At 75.4% G+C, this 1,153-nt stretch carries 2 protein-coding genes; both read right to left on the bottom strand.

Features of this window, described 5'->3' with window-relative positions:
• Window positions 1-800: pseudouridine synthase (locus EF918_RS35970; protein WP_125653004.1), on the bottom strand; the 800-nt coding region annotated here is incomplete at its 3' end.
• Between the two features lie 52 nt (window positions 801-852).
• Window positions 853-1,153: DUF3471 domain-containing protein (locus EF918_RS35965; RefSeq protein WP_125653003.1), on the bottom strand; the 301-nt coding region annotated here is incomplete at its 5' end.

The following is a 1,153-nucleotide window of genomic DNA, read 5'->3' as shown; positions in this document are numbered from 1 at the left end:
GTGAGGGTGGGGTAGACGGGGTCGCCGAGGAGGGGGAGGCCCAGGGCGTTCATGTGGACGCGGAGCTGGTGGGTGCGGCCGGTGCGGGGGGTCAGGCGGTAGTGGCCCAGGGTGGCCGTGCGGTCGAGGAGTTCGACGAGGGTCTCGGCGTTCGGTTCGGCGTCGGGGACCTCGGTGGCGGCGATGACCCCGCGGGTCTTCTCGATGTGGCTGCGGACCGTCCGCGGCAGGCTCAGGGACGGGTCGTACGCGGCCACCGCCCGGTAGGTCTTGTGCACCCGGCGGGCCTGGAACAGCAGTTGGTAGGCGCCGCGGTCCTCGGGGCGGATGCTGAACATCACCAGGCCGGCCGTGAGCCGGTCCAGCCGGTGGGCCGGGCTGAGGGTGGGCAGGTCCAGGTCGTGCCGGAGCCGGGCCAGGGCGGTCTGGGTGATGTGGCCGCCGCGCGGGGTGGTGGCCAGGAAGTGCGGCTTGTCCACGACGAGCAGGTGCTCGTCGCGGTACACGACGCGGATCGGGAACGGCACCGGCGGCTCGGGCGGCAGCTCCCGGTGGAACCACAGCCAGCCGCCCGGCTCGTACCGGTCGCCGGCGTACCGGGGGCGGCCGTCGGCCGCCACGACCTGGCCGGTGGCCAGGAGGTCCGCCACCGCGGCGGCGCCCGCGCCGCCCGCGTAGTGCGCGGCCAGGAACGCGCCCACCGTGGGGAACCCGCCGTCCGCCGGCATGCGCAGCCGGACCGGGTCGATGCCGGAGCGCTGCGGGAGCGGGGACGGGGGGACGGGGGTGCGGCGTCTCATCCGGCCCAGCCTAGTCCGGGCGTCACGGGCCCGGCCTGATCGGAAGGACGGCCTAGGTGCGGCGGAAGGTGCCCAGGTCGTTCGCGTCGAGGTACTCCACGCGGACCGTGCCCGCGTCCGGGTCGAAGGTCACTCCGGTGCGGCCCACCGCGTTCTCGCCGGTCGTCTCGAAGCTGAACGTGTCGCCGTCGTACGGGGTGAGGGGGTACGTCAGCGGCTTCGGGCCGAGGGAGAGGGTCAGGCCCCCGCCGCCCGGCTTCGCCGCCACCGTCAGCCGGCCGTAGTAGGGGCTGGTGTACGTGCCCGTGTACGCGCTGTCGGCGCGGGGCGGGCGGCGGGGGCCTGACCCTCTC

The organism is Streptomyces sp. WAC06614 (assembly GCF_003949795.1).
GTDB lineage: Bacteria > Actinomycetota > Actinomycetes > Streptomycetales > Streptomycetaceae > Streptomyces.
Note: the sequence above shows the minus strand (reverse complement) of the source record. Positions and strands in the feature narration are given on the sequence as shown.